The organism is Falcatimonas sp. MSJ-15, from assembly GCF_018918265.1.
In the GTDB taxonomy this organism is placed as follows: domain Bacteria; phylum Bacillota; class Clostridia; order Lachnospirales; family Lachnospiraceae; genus Falcatimonas.
Genome location: NZ_JAHLQC010000002.1, coordinates 138,915 through 157,956 on the forward strand (window position 1 = coordinate 138,915; position 19,042 = coordinate 157,956).

16 protein-coding genes are annotated in these 19,042 nt (G+C 33.3%); 2 read left to right on the forward strand and 14 right to left on the reverse strand.

The features are described from left to right. The 8 genes from gatA to glnA form a co-directional block, all read right to left on the reverse strand. On the reverse strand, nucleotides 1-1,476 hold the full coding sequence (gatA, locus tag KQI85_RS01610) for an Asp-tRNA(Asn)/Glu-tRNA(Gln) amidotransferase subunit GatA (RefSeq protein WP_216574343.1): 1,476 nt from the start codon (nucleotides 1,474-1,476) through the stop codon (nucleotides 1-3). A 16-nt stretch (nucleotides 1,477-1,492) separates the two neighbouring features. Further along, the gene (gatC, locus tag KQI85_RS01615; RefSeq protein WP_216574344.1) at nucleotides 1,493-1,786 is read right to left on the reverse strand and encodes an Asp-tRNA(Asn)/Glu-tRNA(Gln) amidotransferase subunit GatC; all 294 of its coding nucleotides are present in this window, start codon (nucleotides 1,784-1,786) and stop codon (nucleotides 1,493-1,495) included. 161 nt (nucleotides 1,787-1,947) lie between these two features. Next, complete coding sequence (gene aspS / locus KQI85_RS01620) at nucleotides 1,948-3,279, reverse strand: aspartate--tRNA(Asn) ligase (protein WP_216574345.1); 1,332 nt, start codon at nucleotides 3,277-3,279, stop codon at nucleotides 1,948-1,950. A gap of 856 nt (nucleotides 3,280-4,135) precedes the next feature. Next, nucleotides 4,136-5,350, reverse strand: a complete 1,215-nt coding sequence (locus KQI85_RS01625) for an LL-diaminopimelate aminotransferase (protein WP_216574346.1) — start codon at nucleotides 5,348-5,350, stop codon at nucleotides 4,136-4,138. Between the two features lie 21 nt (nucleotides 5,351-5,371). Continuing rightward, nucleotides 5,372-6,217, reverse strand: coding sequence for a diaminopimelate epimerase (gene dapF / locus KQI85_RS01630; protein ID WP_216574347.1), 846 nt, complete (start codon nucleotides 6,215-6,217; stop codon nucleotides 5,372-5,374). 99 nt (nucleotides 6,218-6,316) lie between these two features. Beyond that, nucleotides 6,317-6,469, reverse strand: a complete 153-nt coding sequence (locus tag KQI85_RS01635) for a hypothetical protein (RefSeq protein WP_216574348.1) — start codon at nucleotides 6,467-6,469, stop codon at nucleotides 6,317-6,319. Continuing rightward, entirely contained in the window at nucleotides 6,462-7,007 is a 546-nt protein-coding gene (locus KQI85_RS01640) for an ANTAR domain-containing response regulator (protein ID WP_216574349.1), read from the reverse strand. Before KQI85_RS01640 ends, KQI85_RS01635 begins: the two co-directional genes overlap by 8 nt. Before the next feature lie 36 nt (nucleotides 7,008-7,043). After that, nucleotides 7,044-8,375 carry a type I glutamate--ammonia ligase gene (gene glnA, locus KQI85_RS01645; RefSeq protein WP_216574350.1) on the reverse strand — a complete coding sequence of 444 codons (1,332 nt, stop codon included), beginning with the start codon at nucleotides 8,373-8,375 and terminating at the stop codon, nucleotides 7,044-7,046. A 161-nt stretch (nucleotides 8,376-8,536) separates the two neighbouring features. Here glnA and KQI85_RS01650 point away from each other — a divergent pair, with 161 nt between their 5' ends. Further along, nucleotides 8,537-9,685 (forward strand): hypothetical protein, encoded by a 1,149-nt coding sequence (locus KQI85_RS01650; RefSeq protein WP_216574351.1) that lies wholly within the window; start codon nucleotides 8,537-8,539, stop codon nucleotides 9,683-9,685. Nucleotides 9,686-9,888: 203 nt separating this feature from the next. Here the strand turns inward: KQI85_RS01650 and KQI85_RS01655 are convergent, their stop codons facing one another. The 3 genes from KQI85_RS01655 to KQI85_RS01665 form a co-directional block, all read right to left on the reverse strand. Further along, nucleotides 9,889-11,475 (reverse strand): GGDEF domain-containing protein, encoded by a 1,587-nt coding sequence (locus KQI85_RS01655; RefSeq protein WP_216574352.1) that lies wholly within the window; start codon nucleotides 11,473-11,475, stop codon nucleotides 9,889-9,891. Between the two features lie 15 nt (nucleotides 11,476-11,490). Next, the gene (locus KQI85_RS01660; RefSeq protein WP_216574354.1) at nucleotides 11,491-13,053 is read right to left on the reverse strand and encodes a GGDEF domain-containing protein; all 1,563 of its coding nucleotides are present in this window, start codon (nucleotides 13,051-13,053) and stop codon (nucleotides 11,491-11,493) included. Between the two features lie 102 nt (nucleotides 13,054-13,155). Next, nucleotides 13,156-14,745, reverse strand: a complete 1,590-nt coding sequence (locus KQI85_RS01665; RefSeq protein WP_216574356.1) for a tetratricopeptide repeat-containing diguanylate cyclase — start codon at nucleotides 14,743-14,745, stop codon at nucleotides 13,156-13,158. A gap of 178 nt (nucleotides 14,746-14,923) precedes the next feature. Between KQI85_RS01665 and KQI85_RS01670 the strand changes: the two genes are divergently transcribed. Further along, nucleotides 14,924-15,682, forward strand: a complete 759-nt coding sequence (locus KQI85_RS01670) for a polysaccharide deacetylase family protein (RefSeq protein WP_216574357.1) — start codon at nucleotides 14,924-14,926, stop codon at nucleotides 15,680-15,682. Nucleotides 15,683-15,712: 30 nt separating this feature from the next. On the opposite strand, the gene KQI85_RS01675 is transcribed toward KQI85_RS01670, so the two are convergent. The 3 genes from KQI85_RS01675 to KQI85_RS01685 are packed head-to-tail and all read right to left on the reverse strand — an operon-like array spanning nucleotide 15,713 to nucleotide 18,967. Continuing rightward, nucleotides 15,713-16,363 (reverse strand): HAD family hydrolase, encoded by a 651-nt coding sequence (locus KQI85_RS01675; protein ID WP_216574358.1) that lies wholly within the window; start codon nucleotides 16,361-16,363, stop codon nucleotides 15,713-15,715. Between the two features lie 10 nt (nucleotides 16,364-16,373). Continuing rightward, nucleotides 16,374-18,734 (reverse strand): glycoside hydrolase family 2 TIM barrel-domain containing protein, encoded by a 2,361-nt coding sequence (locus KQI85_RS01680; protein WP_216574359.1) that lies wholly within the window; start codon nucleotides 18,732-18,734, stop codon nucleotides 16,374-16,376. Between the two features lie 53 nt (nucleotides 18,735-18,787). Further along, a complete protein-coding gene (locus KQI85_RS01685) occupies nucleotides 18,788-18,967 on the reverse strand; it encodes a hypothetical protein (protein WP_216574360.1) in 180 nt (59 codons plus the stop codon). Nucleotides 18,968-19,042: the final 75 nt, after the last annotated feature.

Below are 19,042 nucleotides of genomic sequence, written 5' to 3' on the forward strand. Positions count from 1 at the left end.
TTATTTGTCCCCCTTTACAAGTACATCTGAATAAGTTATATCTCTTGTCTTTTCATAAGCAAGTGCTGCATTAAGTATAGACTTTTCATCAAAACAATTACTAATAAACTGTACACCTATTGGAAGTTTTTTACTATCACTTCCACATGGGACACTGATTCCCGGGAGTCCTGCAAGATTAACTGATATTGTATATATATCACCAAGATACATCTTAATTGGATCACTAAGACTGTTGCCAAGTTTTGGTGCTGTTGTCGGTGCTGCCGGTGATAATATAACATCATATTTTTCAAAAGCCTTATCAAAAGCTTTTTTAATGAGTGCCTTTGTTCTAAGTGCTTTCATATAATATGCATCATAATAACCTGAACTTAATACGAATGAACCAAGCATTATTCTTCTCTTTACTTCTGGACCAAATCCTTCTGAACGTGATTTTTTATACATATTATGAAGTCCTTCATATTCTTTGGTTCTATATCCATATTTTACACCATCAAATCTCGCAAGGTTCGAGCTTGCTTCTGCTGAAGCAATAATATAATATGCCGGAATAGCATACTCCACAAGACTTAGATCAAACTCTTCAACAATTGCACCTTTTTCTTCAAGTGCTTTTGCTGCACCTAAAACTGCTTCTTTAACTTCACTATCAAGTCCTTCTGACAGATAATCTCTTGGAATACCTATCTTCATTCCTTTTACATCTCCTGTAAGTTCTGATGTAAAGTCATAGCTGTCTCTTTTAACAGATGTACTGTCCTTAGGATCATAGGATGCTATCGCTTCAAGAATTGTCGCACAATCAGTAACATCCTTAGCTATCGGTCCTATCTGATCAAGTGATGAACCATAAGCAATAAGACCATATCTTGATATTGTTCCATAAGTAGGTTTTAATCCTGTCACACCACAGAATGAACTTGGCTGTCTTATTGAACCACCTGTATCTGAACCAAGTGCTGCTATACATTCTCCTGATGCAACTGCGGCTGCTGAACCACCTGATGAACCACCCGGAACATGTTCTATATTCCATGGATTCTTAGTTACTCCATACGCTGATGTCTCTGTTGTACTTCCCATTGCGAACTCATCCATGTTAGTCTTACCTATCACTATTGCACCTGCTGCTTCAAGATTGATAACTGCCTGTGCATCATAAGTTGGTACAAAATTGCCAAGTATCTTCGAACTACAAGTTGTTAACACATTCTTAGTACACATATTGTCTTTAACTGCAAAAGGTACACCTGCAAGTGGCCCTGTAAGTTCACCTGAATCTATCTTTGCCTGAATTTCATCAGCTTTTTTTAATATTGCTTCTTTATCAAGAACTGTAACATAACAGTTAAGTTCCTTTTCTTCTGCTTCTATCTGTTTTATAACAGCTTCACAAGCTTCTCTTACTGAGATCTCTTTATCCTTAATCTTCTTTCCAAGCTCTACAGCTGTAAGTCTTAATATACTCATACGACACTACTCTCCTCTACTCTACAGTCTTTGGAACCATATACTGACCATCTTTTTTCGCCGGTGCATTAGCCAACATATCATCTCTATCATCACCATTAGTTACAACATCTTCTCTGAATACATTATTAACAGGGAATATATTAATCATTGGTTCAACTCCGTCAGTGTCTAACTCATTTAACATATCTATATAATTAAGCATGTTCTCCATATCTTTTTTTGCCTGCTCTTTTTCTTCTCCAGACAATTCAAGCTTTGCAAGAATTCCTACATACTCAATTGTCTCATCATCAATTATATGTGCCATTTTCTTCTCTCCTTCTCTATATTCTAATTCATTAAGCATCTGCAATCTTATACTTATCAATAATATACAGTAAAAAATCTTACTCTATTATAAACAATTATCCTGGCAATAAAGTCATGTGGCATCTTCTTTACTATAATCTTAATTTCACAATTACCCAATTATGGTTCAAGTCTTGACAGATCTCTTGGGAATAGAGTTGTCTCTCTTACATTATCTTCACCTATAAGCTTCATTGTAAGTCGTTCAAGTCCAATTCCAAGACCACCATGAGGTGGCATACCATGTTTGAATGTATCAAGATATTGTTCCATTCCTTCTGTCGTCATACCACGCTTCTCTATCTTCTCAAGAAGTTCATTATAATCATGAATTCTCTGACCACCAGTTGTAATCTCAAGCCCATGATATAAAAGATCAAAACTTAATGTAAACTTATCATCAGCTGGATCATCCATTGCATAGAATGGTCTTTTCTTAGATGGATAATGTGTTACAAATACAAAGTCTGCATCATATTCTTCTTTAAAATACTGTCCTATAAGTGCTTCTTCTTCAGGTTCAAGATCATATGGATTACGAATCTTTCTATTATATTTTTCTGCAACTTTTTCTTTAGCTTCGTCAAATCTTACTGTTGGTATTGTATCAGTCTTAGGAAGTGTTATATTAAGTATCTTAAGTTCTTTGGCATATTCTCTTTCAAGAAGTCTGGTCATATACTGTAAAAATCCTGTCTCCATCTTCATAATATCTTCAAATCCATCAATATATCCCATCTCAAAATCAAGACTTGTATACTCATTAAGATGTCTCTTAGTATTATGTTTCTCAGCTCTAAATACCGGTGCTGTCTCAAATACTCTCTCAAATACTCCAACCATCATCTGTTTATAAAACTGTGGACTCTGCTGTAATACTGCCGGTCTGTGAAAATACTCAAGTCTAAAAAGGTTAGCTCCACCTTCTGCACTTTTTGCTCCAAGCTTAGGAGTATGAATCTCTGTAAATCCTTCCGAATATAGATAATCTCTAAATGCCCTTGTAACACCTTCCTGTATTCTAAATTTTGCTCTTTCTCTCACATTTCTAAGAGATAGTGAACGATAATTTAGGTTAGCTTCAAGTGATGTATTAAGTTTCCACTTATTAACTGCAAGAGGCATCGGTGCTGCAGGTACTGATAGAACTTTTACATTTTTTATTCTTATCTCAAATCCATTAGGTGCTCTGTCTTCTCTTACTGCTGTTCCTTCTATGCAAACAGTCATCTCTTCTTTAAGGTCTTTTTCATAAGTTCTCTCTGCGTCTTTCTCAAGTACGCACTGTACAAGTCCTTCTCTCTTTCTAAGTATTACAAATTCTACTTCACCCATATCTCTAATGCTGTGAATTGCTCCTGTTACTTTTACTTCTGTATCAAAAAGCTCTTTTTCAATTATCTCACTAATCTCTACAGTCTCTTTTGGTGTTACACCTTGAATAAATTCCATACTAATCTCTCCTTTTTCATATCTGTCTGATTAATTTGTTACTTATTCCAGGACTTTGGCTCGTTGCTTTTGTAATCATAAGAAGAATTGATTATTACACTGCTGCCGACTGCTTATATAAGCATGAACTTTTGCTCATTATTGCATAAAAAAAGTCCCGGAATATCTTTAAAATATTCCGGGACGGATAAAATTCTATATCCGCGGTACCACCCGCATTGAAAGCTGTGGCGTCGTGTTCAACCCATTACTCAGCTCTCCACTTAATTACACTTAACGCGTGTTCACGTACAGACCTACTAATTATAGACTTCATAATACTTATATTAAGATGCATCAATGTAATAATTCATCTATATGTTCAATCTGTCTGCTCCAGAGTGTTCCCATGGTAACTTCCATCTAAAGGTGCTTTCAGTCGGTGACACCTTCTTCCTGTTGACTTTCATAACCTGAGTCTCTTTCATTGCTTTACTCTATTAAAGATACGCTTATATTAGCACACCATTTTTTGATATGCAACCCCTTTTTTCAAAAAAATGATGATTTTTATATAAAACTTATATTTTTAACCTATCCATTCCCGATATTTTTATACTGTTCAAAAATTTCTTTAAAAATTAACTCATATAAGCTTTATATTTTTAATCTCATCAAACGTGAAAAGACTTTACCACGCTTTGATAAAGATTCAAAAAGAGAGTACAAGTTGTATCTTATACTCTCTCATTGTTATATCTATATCTTATCAGATAATCAATCATCTTAAAAACAATATAAAACAATCTGATATTTTTTGTTCTATAAGCATACTGTAAGTATGCTATAAACATACTACATGCATATTATATACATACTATAATGCTTTGATTCTCTCAATTGCCTTTAATGTATTCTCGTATGATCCAAATGCTGTAAGTCTAAAGTATCCTTCACCACTTGGTCCGAATCCTGAACCAGGTGTACCTACTACATTGGCTTTATTTAATAACAGATCAAAGAATTCCCATGATGTTAACTTATCAGGTGTCTTTAACCAGATATATGGTGCATTAATACCACCTGATACTGTATATCCGGCTGATGCAAGACCTTCTCTGATTAATTTTGCATTATTCATATAATAAGCTATCTGCTTAGCTGTCTGTTCCTGTCCTGCTGCTGAATATACCGCTTCACCAGCTTTTTGAACAATATATGGTGCTCCATTAAATTTAGTTCCCTGACGTCTTGCCCATAGACTGTTAAGTTTAACATCTCCACACTTAAGATCCATTGGAATAACTGTAAATCCAAGTCTTGTTCCTGTAAATCCAGCATTCTTAGAGAAACTTCTAAGTTCAATGGCACATGTTCTTGCACCTTCACATTCATAGATTGTATGAGGAACATTGCTCTCTGATATATATGCTTCATAAGCTGCATCGTAGATAATAACAGCACCAACTTTATTAGCATAGTCAACCCATTTTTGAAGTTCGTCTTTAGTAATTGTTGAACCTGTTGGATTATTAGGGAAGCACAGATATATAATATCAGGTGTCTCAGTTGGAAGTTCAGGTGCAAAATTAGTACTTGCTGTACAAGGCATATAGATTACATCGCTCCATTTTTGAAGGTCAGGAAGATACTCACCTGTTCTTCCACTCATTGCATTAGTATCAACATATACCGGATATACTGGATCACATACAGCAATCTTATTATCAAGTCCAAAGATATCTCCAATATTACCTGAATCACTCTTAGCTCCATCACTTATAAACACTTCATCAATGCTTATATCAGCACCACGTTTTTTATAATCATTCTCAACGATAGCTTTTCTAAGGAATTCATATCCAAGATCAGGTGCATATCCTTTGAATGTCTCAGCTTTTGACATCTCATCAACTGCACCATGAAGTGCGTCAATTATAGCTGGTGCAAGTGGCTGTGTAACGTCACCTATACCAAGGCTTATTACTTCTCTGTCAGGATTGGCACTCTTATATTCTTTTACTTTTTTTCCAATAGTTGAGAAAAGATAGCTTCCTGGTAATTTTAAATAGTTTTCATTAATTTTAAACATATTTTTTCCTCCTTCTATATCTTAAAATGGAATCTCTACTTCACCTTCAAATACAGTAGTTGCAGGTCCTTCCATATATACTACATTATTCTCTCTGTCCCACTCTATCTCTAAGTCACCGCCAAGTAACATAAGAGTGGCTTTTGTATCACACAGACCATTAAGCACTGTTGCAACAAGTGAAGCACATGCTCCTGTTCCACATGCAAGTGTCTCGCCTGAACCACGTTCCCATACTCTCATCTTAAGATGACTTCTATCTATTATCTGAATAAACTCTGTATTAGTTCTTCTTGGGAATATCTTATGATTTTCAAATTTTGGTCCAATAACTTCTATTGGCAGACTATCAGTATCATCTACATATACTATTGCATGTGGATTACCCATTGATACACAAGTAACTTTGTATGTCTCTCCATCAACTTCAACACTCTCATCAACAAATTCATCACAATCATCTTGTGCAACAACCGGTATAAGTTCAGGTTTTAATATAGGCTGTCCCATATTAACTCTTACTGAACTTACTTTTCCATCAACTACATTAAGATCAAGATATTTTATACCAACAAGTGTATCAACAGTTATACTTGTCTTGTCAGTAAGTCCTTTATCATATACAAATTTGCCGACACATCTTATTCCATTGCCACACATCTCTGCCTGAGATCCGTCTGCATTATACATCTCCATAAAAAAATCAGCTTTATCTGATGATTTGATAAGAATAAGTCCATCTGAACCAATTCCAAAGTGTCTGTCACTTACAAACTCAGATATCTTTGCCGGATTATCAAGTTCTTTTTTAGTACAGTCAACATATACATAATCGTTACCTATACCCTGCATTTTTGTAAATTTCATATTATTTTCTCCTAACTGTCATATAACGATATACTTCTGTAAAATACTCTTTTCAATTACATTATCTGCCATATAACTTAACTTTCATATTAAATATATCTATAATATTATATATTCATCAGATATATCAGCCATCTTCATATACCTATTCTTCTTAGCAGATATATCAGCTATCTTCATATATCTATTCCTCTTAGCAAATATATCAACTATCTTCATATACTTATTCTTCTTAGCAGATATATCAGCCATATATACTAAGAACCATCTGCGCAGTTTCCACAAGACTGTTACCACTGTCCATACTGCACTTTTGTATATATCTATGTGCTTCCATCTCAGACATATTATTTCTACTCATTAGCATCTCTTTAGCTTCATCAATAACAGCCTGTTCTTCTTCGCTCCTCTGTTTTGGAACAAGACGCTTCTTCTTTCTTCGTCTGCTCATATCATTCTCCATCATTGAGAGTGTATTAATCAGATCATTAACTTTAAGAGGCATTGCAAGACACATAATATTCTGATTAGAACACTGCTCCCAGTATCTTTGTGATGCTACAAGAAGCATATCAAAGTCTGAAGTAAGATATTCCTTTAATTCCTTGTAAAGCATATCCTGAAACTTATATCCACATACTATAATTCCACTTTTAAGTCCGTCTGCTGCATTAATAGCCTGTGCTCCTGTTGTACATGCAGATATTACATTAAATCCACTCCTTACAAGTACATTCTTAATACTCTTCGCCTCTTCAATTTTTGGAAAGACAACTATTATATTGGTCAAATTCTACACCTCCACCTAATTTCCAGTTATTAAAAACTAAAATTTGTGAAGGTATTCATCTAACTCCCATGCTGATACCTGAGTACGGTACTCATTCCATTCTGCAAGTTTCGCTTCAACATATTTTTGTGATAAATGAGGACCAAGAACATCCATTATATACTTATCTTTTTTAAGTTCTTCTATAGCTGAATAAAGATCAACAGGAAGTCTCTCTATATTCATCTCATCCATCATAGCATCTGACATCTCAAACACATTGCAATTAACACTCGCTGGTGGTGTAAGGCCTCTTCTTATTCCATCAAGTCCTGCTGCAAGGCATACTGCTATCACAAGATAAGGATTAGCTGCAGGATCGGGACTTCTAAGTTCAACTCTTGTTGCATCTCCTTTAGCAGTTGGAATTCTTATAAGCGGACTTCTGTTAGTAGCGCTCCATACAATATGCACAGGTGCTTCATAGCCTGGTATAAGTCTCTTATATGAATTAACAATCGGATTAGCAATTGCTGTTATAGCTTTTATATGTTCCATAATTCCTGCTATGAACTGATAAGCAATCTCACTAAGACCATTCTTATCATTCTCATCAAAAAATACATTCTTACCATCTTTTGATAAAGACATATTAACATGCATACCTGAACCATTAACGCCTGTTTTAGGCTTTGGCATAAATGTTGCATGAAGTCCATGTCTCTTGGCTATTGTCTTAACAGTAAGTTTTAATGTCATAATATTATCTGCCATCATAAGTGCTTCACCATACTTTATATCAACTTCATGCTGTGCAGGTGCTGCTTCATGATGAGAAGCTTCTACTATAAATCCCATATCTTCAAGTGTAAGCACTATATCACGTCTTGCATTCTCTCCCATATCAACCGGTCCAAGGTCAAAATAACCTGCCCTCTCATGTGTCTCTGTTGTTGGAAGACCAAGATCATCTGTGTGAAAAAGGAAAAATTCACATTCAGGTCCTACTAAAAACTCATATCCCATGCTCTTTGCATCCTCAATAACATTCTTAAGAACACGTCTTGGATCTCCGGCAAATGGCTTGCCATCAGGTGTATATACGTCACATATCAGTCTTGCAACTTTTCCCTGTTGTGGACGCCATGGAAAAATCTCAAAACTGTCATAATCCGGATGCAGATACATATCTGACTCCTCGATTCTTACAAATCCTTCGATTGATGAACCATCAAACATACACTCATTATTAAGTGCCTTTTCAAGCTGACTTGATGTTATTGCAACATTTTTAAGTGTTCCAAGAATATCTGTAAACTGAAGTCTGATAAATTCAACATCCTCTTCCTCAACCATTCTGATGATATCCTGTTTCGTATATTTACTCATACCTGTATTTCTCCTTTTACTAATTTTAAAAACTGTTTAAATTTTAAATCATTTAATGCTTTAATGTCAATAATATAATAGCCGATATATACTTTACATTATACGGAAATTTACATTCAATATTTACGAAAAATAAGTTTGACTGACAGGAGGCATTAAAATTGAAAATTCTATTTACAGGTTTACCGATAAAAGAGCATATTCTTACTTCATTTAATTTAGTAAAAGAGCTTAAAAAACGTGGGCACAATGTTGCCTATATAATCTCAGAAGAATGGGAAAATAAAGTTACTGAAGCCGGTGCATTATATATTCCGTATGATAATTATCCTATCGAACCAAAAAAACATCATATAAATCGTCTTCAGTTTCGCCACTGTGTCGAGACTACATTAAGAGTTGGTTATGAATATGACTGCATCGTATTTGATGCTGATTTTTATGCAGGTGCCAAGATAGCACATAAACTTGGTAAGAAATATATACGCATATACTATGATATTGCCTATAATACAACTACTATCAAAAAGTTCAGACGCTATCTTCCATTTTTTAAACGCTTAAGCCTTACTAAGCCATTCTCATACTTTTTTGCCCTTGGTGAAGCAGGACGATACAAAAAAGAACTTAACATATCAGACATTGTAAATGAACTTACACTAAGTACAATATCTGACCTTAATATCTCATTTGTATCAAAAACATTTCAACCTGAGAATACATCATTTCCTGAGAAAAACTATGTTTTTACAGGTCCTTCCATGGAGAATAGTAAAGTATCCTGCATCATTCCTTTTAGTGCAATGAATGATGCTATTATATTTATATCAGTAGGCTGTAAAACAGATTCTAAATTTCTTAACTACTGCTATGAAGCCTTTAAAAACGCAAGAATCTCTGTAATTATTGCTTTCGAAAATGGTGCAAATGCTAACATTATAGGTCCTATCCCAGATAACTTCTATGTATATCCTGCAATGCTTCCAAAAGAAGTATTAAAGCGTACAGATCTATTTATCACAGATGGCAGTTCCGCTAAGATTAATCAGGCTTTATTCTACGGAATCCCTGTTATTGTATATTGTAACAGCCGTACCGACTACTATCTTGCAAAACGTGTCGAACAGCTTAATCTTGGTAAAAAACTCACTAAAAAAGAGCTTTCGCTTGGCAGACTAAGACAGATAGTAATTGATCTTCTAAAAAATGATACTATCCTTGACAACATAATTATAACAGAAGCAGAGACTAAATTAATGGGAGGAACTTTAAAAGCTGCTGACGCCATTGAAAGTTATATTGCCAAATAACTGTTATTAATTTTATCAATTATAGAGTTCTTATTAAAACAGATAAAAGGATGATAAATCGTCATATACCGACTTTATCATCCTTTTCATTTTTATCTATCATATAATATATATACTTGTCACTTCGCTTTGTGCAATTCATTTATAAAATTCTCGTTTGTCATAGCTGGAAACCCACTACATTTAGGTGGTAGGTAGTTGACTTATAATGAATCTGTTATATAATATGAGTTCTTACCATTTTGTTTTACTTTATATAGTGCATTATCTGCACTATGAATAAATTCCGAGATATCATATTCTTCACCTGCACTTACATTAACTGCACCAAGTGATATTGTAACTATATCCGAAAATGGATGCTCACCGAACTCTATATGAGCTTTCGCCATATCATTAAATAACCTATCTACAAACTGTTTTAATTCATTATCACTCTTATTAATACCCATAATAATGAACTCATCTCCACCATACCTTACTGTATAATAGTCTTTACCTGCGCACTTCTTGAGTATATTTGCAACACTTTTAAGACATTCATCACCTGCAAGATGTCCATAAGAATCATTATATATCTTGAAATAATCAATATCAAAGATTGCAAGGCATATACTATATCCGTTCCTGTATGCTTTTTCATTAAGTATATTATACTCTTTTGTCAAACCATATCTATTATTAATACCTGTAAGTTCATCATATTGGCTTTCTTTTACAAGTTCCTTATTATCCTCACTAAGTTCTATATTGATTACTCTTTCATCTTCAAGCTTCTGTCTGTTATCGATTGATGTTATAATAGTCTTCCTTAATTCTTCATAGCATTTTTCACTTACTTTATAATACTCTTTGCACCAATAAATAGACATTTCTTTATTATTCTCTTTATTATACAATTCTATATATCTGATACATAGCTCTTTTCTTCTTGCATTGGTATACTCTTTTTCACATACTTTTTCCATTATCTTAAGCAGTCTCTTAGCGTCTTTAGTATATCCCATGTCAATTAGAATCTCTCCTATATCAATATAACCAATATAACTCTCTATCTCAAAAAAAGAACTCTGTTCATTATCAAAAATCTTCATACATTCTCTATATGCCACTTCATCTTCACCCAGCTTATGATATATTGTAGCATAAGCTAATATAATATTAATTCTTAGATGTTTGATATAATACTTCTTATCCCCTTTCACTGCTTTATCGAGATATTCTTTAGCTTTTAGATAGTCACCAAGTTCTACATACTTACTGCTTATATTAATATATGACTGACTCTCACTATATGTAAGTCCACCATCTTCTTCTCCCTTCATATGACTAATCTCCATACCTTTTTCAAAATATTCTGCTGCACCAACCGCATCACCATTATTATTAATAAGTGTACCTATATTATTATATATCATTCCAAGCATCACATAATTCTTATGTTTTTTTGCAATCTTCATAGCTTTATAATAATAATCAAGTGCCAAAAAATCATCCGACTGAACCATATATATGATCGCTGTTATATTATATCCTTTCATAAGAAGATCATCATAACCATATTTTTTCTGAATCTTCTCTCCCATAAGCATACAATCTATAGCTTCACTCATTCTACCGAGTGAGAAAAGAGTATCACCCATATAAAGATAGGCATAAGCTACTTCATACCATTCTTCTTCTTGTATTCCATGATCAAGAATCTCTCTGCATATATCATATGCTCTCTTTGGATCATCAAATCTGTATTTCATTACTTTACTATCTTTTTCTTCAAAAAAAGTACTCATGTCTTAATCTTCTCCTTACAACGCATTTGCAATATGAAATCCATTTCTTGATTTTTTCTTAATCTCATATAATGCGTTATCTGCTGCATGCATATATTCAAGTATATCTGTATTATCTGACGGTATCGTATTAATTGCACCTATAGTAACAGTTATAAATTCTGAGACTTTTGAATTGACATTGGTAATAAAAAGTCCATCTATCGAATCTCTTATTCTTGTTATCATATTAACAAGCTCATTTCTCTCCATTCCAGATACCACTACCATGAATTCATCTCCGCCATATCTTCCTACAATTCCATTCATTCCTACAGAATCTCTTAATGCACTTGCAATCTTTCTAAGGCAGTCATCACCTGCAAGATGCCCATATGTATCATTAAATTCCTTAAAATAATCAACATCAATAATCATAACTGCAAGCAGACTTGCTTCTTCTTTAGCTTTTTGATACATATCATCAATTTTTTTTCTAAGTCCTCGCCTGTTAAGTACATTAGTAAGCTCATCATTCTCACTCATATTAATAAGTTGTTCCTGTTTTGCCTTCATATCTGCATGTTTATCAATTTCATTTTGAAGATCAATTCTTCTCTTAAGTCTCTTTATGCTAGTCTTCATTCTTTCTTCATTGAACTCTTTATCTTTTTCAAAAAAATTCTGATACGCCTCATTAAGTCTGTCTTCATCACCTAATGCTGTATATATCTTAATCTCAAGATCTAATAGCTTCACCCACTTTCCCGTAATATTCATATTGCGCACTACTTCTTCAAGTTTAATTGCATATCGCTTTGCACTTTCATATTCGCTCAACTTTAGATACATCTCTATAATATCAAAATAATATGACTTCATATCCACACTATTATTATCACATTCAATCAGTTCTATAATCCTGCTTATATACTTTAGTGCATTATCTTTATCTTGCACACCTGTATAATAATATGCATAAAGTATCACTATTCTTATATCACATGTTGTCTCTGGATCTATATTAGTATTCTTAAGATATCTAAGTCCCTCTTCATAATTGCCAGATGATATTGCTATGTCTGCTTTATTGCCGTTAAAAAATGTATCTGCATACTTAAGATGTAAATCATTATCAGTAGCACTGTTTGCTATCTCATAAGCTTTATCAAGATTTATCATAGCTTTATTATACTCACCAAATTTGTTATATATAGATGCAATATTAGACATTATCATACTGCTCATCATTCTATCATTAACTTCATCAGCAAGCCTCATGGCACGATAATAATAATCAAGCGAACTTTGCTCATCTTCAATAGTAATATATATAATACCAATAATGTTACAAAGTGTAAGCATTAACTTCTCATATCTATTTTTCTCTGATATCTCTAACGCCTTCAAACATTCTCTTAATGCACTCTCAAGAAGTCCCAGAGAATGAAAAGCATCCCCAAGATATGTTCTTGCAAAAGCCTGTGTATAATCATCATCACTACAATCTAATAATTGAATACACAATTCCTTCTCTTTTTCTGCCGATTCATATCTTATGTTAAGGATTTCTTCCATAAGGCTCTCTTTTTCATTCATATCAAAATCCTCCTAATATATACACATAACTACATATTATGCAGTTTATTCTATCAAATAATTTTTTAACTGTAAATGCAGTTTTCTTAATATATAATTATGCTATATGTTATCTGCTATGCAATATCCTTTTCGTCCATTTTCTTTCACTTTATAAAGCATATTATCAGCTTCATGTATAAAATCTGATATCTCATAACCTTCATGCGCCACAACATTAACTGCACCTGCTGACACTGTTACAACATCTGATCCTGGATGTGATTCAAACTTAATCTTTGCTTGCATTACGTCATTAACGAGATGCATAAGTACAATATCTATCTCTTCGTATGCTTTATTCTTTGCTATAACAAAGAATTCGTCACCACCATATCTGGCCACATAATAATCGTCTTCAAAACTCTTCTTTATTATATCTGCAACTCTTCTAAGACATTCATCACCGGCAAGATGCCCATACGTGTCATTATATAGTTTAAAATAATCAACATCAATCATAACAACACAGATATTTTCATTTTTTTCCTTTGCTGCTCCATATATTGATGCAAAATATTTTTTAATGCCATACCTATTCCTAAGTTCTGTCAGCTCATCATATTCGCTTTCTTTTATAAGTTCTATATTATCTTTCTGCAATCTATTATTGATAATCTTCTCAGTCTCAAGTTTTTTTCTATTATCAAGTGCTGTAATAACTCTTACATAATCTTCCTTTCTTACATCCTGCCTTGATTTATAATATTCCCTATACCAATAATTAAGCTTATTTTTATCCTCTGTCGCTTTAAATAGCTCGATATACTGCTGACATATATCAATTTTACGGCTTGCATTATATTCTTTATTATTAATTGCAACAAGTATATCAAGAATATCTTTTGCTTCCTTATATCTTTTAATCTTTATAAGAATCTGTATTATCTCTATACAATAATCAAAAGTTTCTATATCTTCATAGTAACTAATATCCCTGCCAATTATATATTTGCATGTTTCATACGCAGCATTATCATCCCCAAGATTATAATATATATGTGCATACATCGAATTTATACTCACTTTTAACATTCTAGTCATTTTACCTATAAGCAACTCAACTCCCTTATCAAGATGCTCTTTAGCTTTTATATACTCTTCATTTTTAAGATAACCCGCTGTAATATTAATCTCCATCTTGCCTTCATTATATATCAGGTTTTCATCTTTAATATTATTCTTTTTACCAATCTCAATGCCTTTTTGAAAAAAAGAAACTGCAGATTCTATATCTCCTCTATTATGAAAAAGTGCACCTATATTATTATACAATGCTCCTATGTATGCATAATCATTCAATTTTTGTCCTATAGCAAGTGACAAAAGCCAATTATCAAGAGCGAGTAAATCATCACACTGAATCATATAAGCAACACCAAGTATATTATAATTTTTCATAAGCAATTCATCATATCCATATTGCTTTTCATATGCTTCAGCCTTTAGCATACTATCAATAGCTTCATTTGCTTTACCCATTGTCAGTAGTGTATCACCCATGTACATATATGCATATGCAACTTCATACCAATTCAATGTACTTTCACCATGCCTTAGTATCTCCATGCATATATCATAAGCCTTTTTAGGCTGTTCAAAACGGTATTTCATTACTTCTTTATCTTTTTCCTTAAAAAAATTATTATCCATACTTATTTCCCATCTATATTACTTCTCTGCTATATTGTATCGAAGTTATTTTACTTCTTCTATTTTATAAGATATCGTATAATTTGTAAATGTGTTTAAATATACAATTAGATTTTATAATATTTTTTTCTTTTCTTCATATATTTTATAATAAGATTATCATATATGGAGATTACTTATGACTCTTAAACGAATGACCCTTATATGTTTCAGTGTAATTATAGCTGTCTGCTCGGTTATTATACTAAAAAAAGGAGTATCTTCACTGTGTGGCTCTTTTAAAGACAGAGAACTTCCTATATACAGTGTAGAGACTTCATTACCCCAGGTATCGATATCTTTCGATGCCGCCTGGGGTAATGAAGACACGCATATTCTTCTCGATATACTAAAGCAGTATAATATTCATGCTACCTTTTTTATGACTGGTGGATGGATTGAATCTTATCCCGATGACGTAAAAGCAATCCTTGCCGCCGGACACGATCTTGGCAATCATAGTGAAAATCATAAGAATATGAGTCAACTGTCTGTAAGTGATAATACTGATGAGATTATGAAACCACATAATAAAGTAAAAGAGCTCACAGGCTACGATATGTTCCTGTTCAGACCACCTTATGGTGATTATGATAATGAAGTAATAAGTACAACACTTTCACTTAAATACTATCCGATACAGTGGAGTGTTGACAGCTTAGATTGGAAAGATTATGGTGCTGACAGTATCGTATCAACTGTTCTTAATCACAAACATCTTACCAATGGTGCTATCATTCTTATGCATAATGGTGCCAAATATACTAAAGATGCCCTTCCACAAGTAATAGAAGGGCTTATATCAAAAGGTTATGAAATTGTTCCAATAAGCGAACTAATACTTCGTGATAACTATCATATGGATGACACCGGTAAGCAGATATCCGATTTAAATTAGAATTAGGATCTTTTTAGTTCTGACTAATTTTTATACTATAAGTTTGTCAAGCTCATCAATTGTTGCACATATATATGCCGGTGCTGCTTCTCTCATCTCTTTCTCTGTTCCGTAACCATATAATACGCCGGCACAGTCCATAGACATCTGTCTTGCACCAATTACATCATACTTGCGGTCACCGACCATAAGAACACTTGATGTGTCAGTGATACCGCAAGTCTGTAATGCATATTCAATAACAGCACTTTTAGTATTTCTTGATTCATCCATTGCCGCACCTGCAATATATGTAAAATACTTCGCAAGATCAAAATGCTTCATTATCTCAACCGCAAACTTCTCAGGCTTTGACGTTGCTACAATAAGTTTCTTACCTTTATTAACAAGGCTTTCTAAAAGTCTGTCTATCCCCTCATAAGGAATATTCTCAAAAAGACCTTTAACTTCATATCTCTCCCTGTAATACTTAATCGCCATCATAGCATCAGCTTCACTAAAATTATACAATTCCATAAAAGCATCTTTAAGAGGTGGTCCAATAAATGGATATAAAAGTGTTCTATCACTTACATCTATTCCAAATTTTGAAAGTGCATACTGTACAGACTTAGTTATTCCTTCTTCTGGATCTGTAAGTGTTCCATCAAGATCAAACAATATAACATCATATTTCTTCATATAAATCTCCTTATCTATAGATACGTTCTTTGTCTGACAAATAGTTTATCACACTATTATATAATTGTCTAAATTCAATTTTATCCATATGCTTGTAAAAATCGCATCCGGTAGTTATAAGAATACCCTTTCCAATCTTCTGTTCATACATAAGTGACAGATAATCACATCTGTTAAAATTATCAATAACTTCTATTATATTCTCGCATCTTACACGATTAACATTAAGCACTTTTGAATTAGCCATAATCTGCTGCCACTGTGCTTTTGCATAAGTATCTGTTGGGAAAGATGCTAAGATATCATGGTACCTGTTGACATATAATCCCATCGTACCAGGTGCCACTTCCTTGCCTGCCGCTTCGCATGCTTTGCGAAACATATCATAACACCAAAAATCCGTTGCAAAAGTTCCATCAAAACCATTATAATCTATAAATATCGCCTTTCCACCATCTTCAACAAACCTTACATCATCATCAGTAACTTTGTATATAATCCTTATATCGCCCGGATTCTTAGCAGGTTCATTAGAGAATACAAAGATATCATAATGATTAGTTATATTATCCATTGATGCACATAATCTTAATTGCGCAGTCTCTGTCTGCATACATTCAGATGTGTCAAATGATACTTCACAGATTCTATGAAGTCCACGACTTCCATCTGTAACTTTAACAAGACTTTTTGCAATCTCTCTTCCTCCATATTTAAGTGAGATATACATATCTTTGCTTGTATAATCTATATCAGAATAATTATAAAGCATTGCACTAACTTTTATTATGTCACCTTTTTCATATACATAAGAGTCGAACTTAAGCAATATCACCGTATCATTACAGAATTCACGCCATTCTTTTGCACTTATAATTCCTTTATTCTCGTAAAAGCTATTAAGTATCCCAACAAGTGCCATCCCTTGTCCCGGAAAATCATTAAGTCCAAGAAGCTGAAATCCTGATAATCCATCTGTTCTTAATATTGCTTCTATCTCATTTTTATACAAAAATGCTGTAAGCCTGCCAGAATTAACAAAATAATCTTTCCATCTGTCATACCTTCCACGTTCAATAAGTCTTGCACCATAATCTTTTAGCTCATCCGGTACAAGTGGACCTATATACTTATCTTCTTCAGTTATATCAGGGCATATCTCATACTGTCCTGTCTCATGTGATATCAAAGGTTTTTGTGATATAGCCGCTTCTCTTTCATAATCCCAGTCAGTAGACAATCTCTCTTTTCTCTGAAGTCTTCCAAGTGGAAGATCTCCATTAGAGAATGAACCTCGTATATTACTTCCAACAGCCGTCTTCATTGTTATCCATATATCATCATTAACACCGGTAACCGGCTGTTCAAGGAAATTATTAGCTCCACCTGTTATAAGAATATCACTTCTTATTTTTTTTAATTCACTAACAAGCTCTTCAAATGCTTTTATATCGCCCTTAAGCTCGTTACCTATTGCAAATATGATAAAAGATTTATGGTTGCCATATTCTTTTAGTATCTTGCTTCCATTATTATAGAAATAGTTATATATTGTCGGATTATATCTCCTGTCACCTTTTTTGTATAATTCCATAGCAAATGCTGACATCTCAACCTGAAGATATATTCCTAACTCATCTGCTGCTTCAAATGCACATTCTGGTGGACACCATGAATGAAAACGACAGTGATTCATTCCATACTCTATGTATATTCTGAATATATCTTTCCATTCTTCTTTTGTAAAAGGACATACTCCCGTTCTTGGATAGATTGCGCAGTCAAGATTACCTCTAAGGCTTATACGCTTTCCATTATCATAGATCTTATTATCTTTAACAGTAATATTATCCTTAAGCATAATCTCTTTTTCTTTTCGTTCACCGTCAACGCATATATACATCTGCCCCATAATTCCATTCCAGTTAGTCTGTGTATGGTCAGTATATTGATGCCCATTAAGAAAGCCTTCATCAAAATCTTCATGTATTGCAAGATTATTATCAATCGCTATTATAAGTTCATGCATACCTCTTGTAAGTCTCTTAATCTTATGATGTTGCATAACAACTGTATCATGTGAGAATGATGCAAGTTCACCATCTATATATATCTTAGTATATTTACTTCTCTCAAGATTAATCTCAAGTGGCCTGTCTGCAAAATATTCATCAATATATATCTGTTTTTTATAAAAAATATTACGATTAACATAATATAGTCTTCTTAGATGCTCTTTCTCACATTCATAGTTAATTCCTTCAAATGCAATCTTTGACAGTTCTGTTGTAGACGGTAATTTTATATCAATTGTATATTCGTCGTTTGTATCCCTTATAAGCCATTCTCCCGCTAAATCAATCTTTCTCATATATGTCTCCTTACAAACGTTAATTTCTTCAGGTAATTACGAAACTATGTTTTTCATAATCTTCCTGCTCCTGCAACTTCACTACTTCCATGGTCAGCTTTTTTTAGACACTCTATTGCTTTTTCATATCTCTCTTTAACAATATCTTCTTTTGCCATCTGTATAAGTACTATTTTATACTGTGTAGATATCTTTCCTTCTTCGCCTTCCCATGGATGAAACGTGTTAGTCATAATTATATCATAAGCCTTTTCATAGTGTGATACAAGATTTAAAATTGTTGATTTATTAGGTTAAATTGCTACGAA